A 2,247-nucleotide genomic window follows, 5' to 3' on the forward strand; every position below is an offset into this window, starting at 1 on the left:
AACTCATCCTCGGCGGCACAGATGACGCCGACGACCTTCGCGACCTCTCCGAACTCATCGGCGAACGCGACGACTGGTTCACCACCACCAGTCGATCCGCACATGCTCTGGCCATCGACTCCGGTGCGACCAGCAGCAGCTCCCTGCGCAAGGTGCCGATCCTTCCCCCCGATGCGATCCGCTCAATCCCGTTCGGCTCTGCCGTCATGTTGCTGTCACAAGCGCATCCCTTCCCCCTACGCATGCGTCGATGGACGGAGCGACCCGATGGATCGCTCATCGCGCGGCAGCAGGCTGCCCTCGAACGTGAACTTCTACGAAGTGCCACCGTGGAAACGCGATGAACTGTCCAACTGGCAAGCGCCGTCACGCCACCCGGGCTGCCGCCCGCGCGTTCGCCCGTCGCTACCCCGGTACCCATCGTCGCGCCTATCAGTGCGAGCGCTGTAGTGCTTGGCATCTGGGGCGGCTCGCACAAGCACGTATGTCCGGCGGGTAGCTGCATGACCGAGACATCCAGCCTGGAAGACAAGGCCAAGACCCACGTGCACAGCGCTCGAATCAAGAGTGCGCTCAAGCAGGAGGCGTGGCACCTGGGCCACAAGCGCCCGGGAGAAGGGGATCCTTCCGCACCTGAAGGGCCCGTCGACTGGCACGAGATGCAAGACGACCATTTCGAGGAAACCTGGGGCGCGCTGTGCGACTTCCTGGTGTGGGCGTTGCCCCACTGGGGCTTCACAACCGACCAGATTCCGCACAAGTGCTGGTGGCTGCACTTCGACATCATCGAAGAACTCACCGCATGGTGGGGACTTTGGCAATCCCATGTCCGTGATCCCAAGGCACCGATCTCAAGCCAGATGGAGTTCCAGGAGCACACCTTCCAACTGAAGCAACGCCTGGACGTGACGTACCGCGGTAGGTGCAGGCACGAGCATCAACCGATAACGCCGCTTGTGCTCGACCTTCCCGACTAACTGGGCGGGCAGTTACCAGGTTCCGTCCGACACGTTCTTGTCGTGCGGGTCCTTGAGAGTGAAGACATCGCCTGGGTGGACGGGAGTGAACGGCTGCTGTTGGTCACCCAGCTTGGTTCCCACAGACTTCACGTTGGACAGGATCGAGGAAGCGGGCAAGTCGTTGGCATCGGCGTCGTAGTAGTCAAACCATGGCAACCCTGCCTGCACGTACGCTTCCCGATCCACTGGAGTCGGCGGTGGAACTTCACCGGTGATGGCGGTCCATTGGGCTGCTGAGCACAGATGGACAAAGACGCGCTGGGAACTCGAAGGTTCGTAGTCATCCAGCGATCGCTCGTCGGCGTAGACCTCCTGTTCCATGCGCCCACCTGCACCCAGACCCATATCCGGCGCAGCGCAGAACACGATGCCTTCTGAACTCCCCAGCATTCTGGAGTTACGTCTGTGACTTGATCGCCACTTGCGCAATGCCTGCGCGGTGAGTTCCACGGAACGCAACTGCACGCCGCCGTGCTCTTCCACGCCGGTGACTTGGCCCTCTACTGTCGCGCCCAGACCCAGCGGTACGGCGACAAATTGACGGATGAAGCCCTCTCCTGAGTTGATCCCATCCAGCCAGGGCTGTTCGGGCAACGCCAGGTAGTTTTGTGGGTCACTTGAGAATTGCTCATTCCAAGCGATCCCACTAACAGCACAGACCTTGCCGATGCCCACCTGCAAGGCCGCTGGTTCATCCGCATCGAAGTAAAGCCACATCGCCTCTCGCTGGTACACCGGCAGCATGACGCCGCCACGCTCCAACCATGATCGCGGGACGGTGCTGGGGTAGTCCTGGACAAGGCGCAACGGGAAGGCTCCCAGGCCCGGCGGCAGCGGATGCAGCCCTTCCTCTGGGATGCGAAGGGTCCGCTCGAAAGTGATGCGTATGGGTCCCATCATTAGTGAATCGTTCTCGATCCGAGCCAAGTCCTGTGCTTGCGTGTTCATGCCGATTCCCCACTTCTGCCGACCCCAGCCAACAAGTCATGAGTACCACCGACGTATGACAGGACCAGACGCTGAATGACTGAACTGCTTGGCATCATCCCGCCATTCCCAAGCCTTGGTCGGGGCGCGGGCTCAGCGGAAGGGCACGCCGCAGGGCTGCGTGCGCGGTGGGCTGCTCCTTGAATCCGCGTTGGGACATGCGCTCGGCAGTCATGGAGATGACGGCGTCGCGACGAGCATCGGGCCCGGCAGCCATCAGGGCGGCGGCTTGCTCTCCGTC

4 protein-coding genes are annotated in these 2,247 nt (G+C 62.0%); 2 read left to right on the forward strand and 2 right to left on the reverse strand.

The features are described from left to right. A partial coding sequence (locus tag Q8M73_01660) for a TraM recognition domain-containing protein (GenBank protein ID MDP2287258.1) occupies positions 1-344 on the forward strand: 344 nt, incomplete at its 5' end. A 159-nt stretch (positions 345-503) separates the two neighbouring features. Further along, positions 504-977 carry a hypothetical protein gene (locus tag Q8M73_01665; protein ID MDP2287259.1) on the forward strand — a complete coding sequence of 158 codons (474 nt, stop codon included), beginning with the start codon at positions 504-506 and terminating at the stop codon, positions 975-977. 12 nt (positions 978-989) lie between these two features. Here Q8M73_01665 and Q8M73_01670 read toward each other — a convergent pair whose 3' ends face one another. Together Q8M73_01670 and Q8M73_01675 are read right to left on the reverse strand one after the other, a co-directional pair. Then, positions 990-1,967, reverse strand: a complete 978-nt coding sequence (locus Q8M73_01670) for a hypothetical protein (GenBank protein ID MDP2287260.1) — start codon at positions 1,965-1,967, stop codon at positions 990-992. A gap of 94 nt (positions 1,968-2,061) precedes the next feature. Continuing rightward, positions 2,062-2,247 (reverse strand): hypothetical protein (locus Q8M73_01675; GenBank protein MDP2287261.1); only part of this gene is annotated, 186 nt, incomplete at its 5' end.

Source organism: Actinomycetota bacterium (assembly GCA_030684515.1).
Classification (GTDB): domain Bacteria; phylum Actinomycetota; class Actinomycetes; order S36-B12; family S36-B12; genus UBA11398.

Coding starts and splice junctions, on each gene's coding strand:
- Q8M73_01665 (MDP2287259.1), top strand. CDS start 504: ATGACCGAGACATCCAGCCTGGAAGACAAGGCCAAGACCCACGTGCAC.
- Q8M73_01670 (MDP2287260.1), bottom strand. CDS start 1,967: ATGAACACGCAAGCACAGGACTTGGCTCGGATCGAGAACGATTCACTA.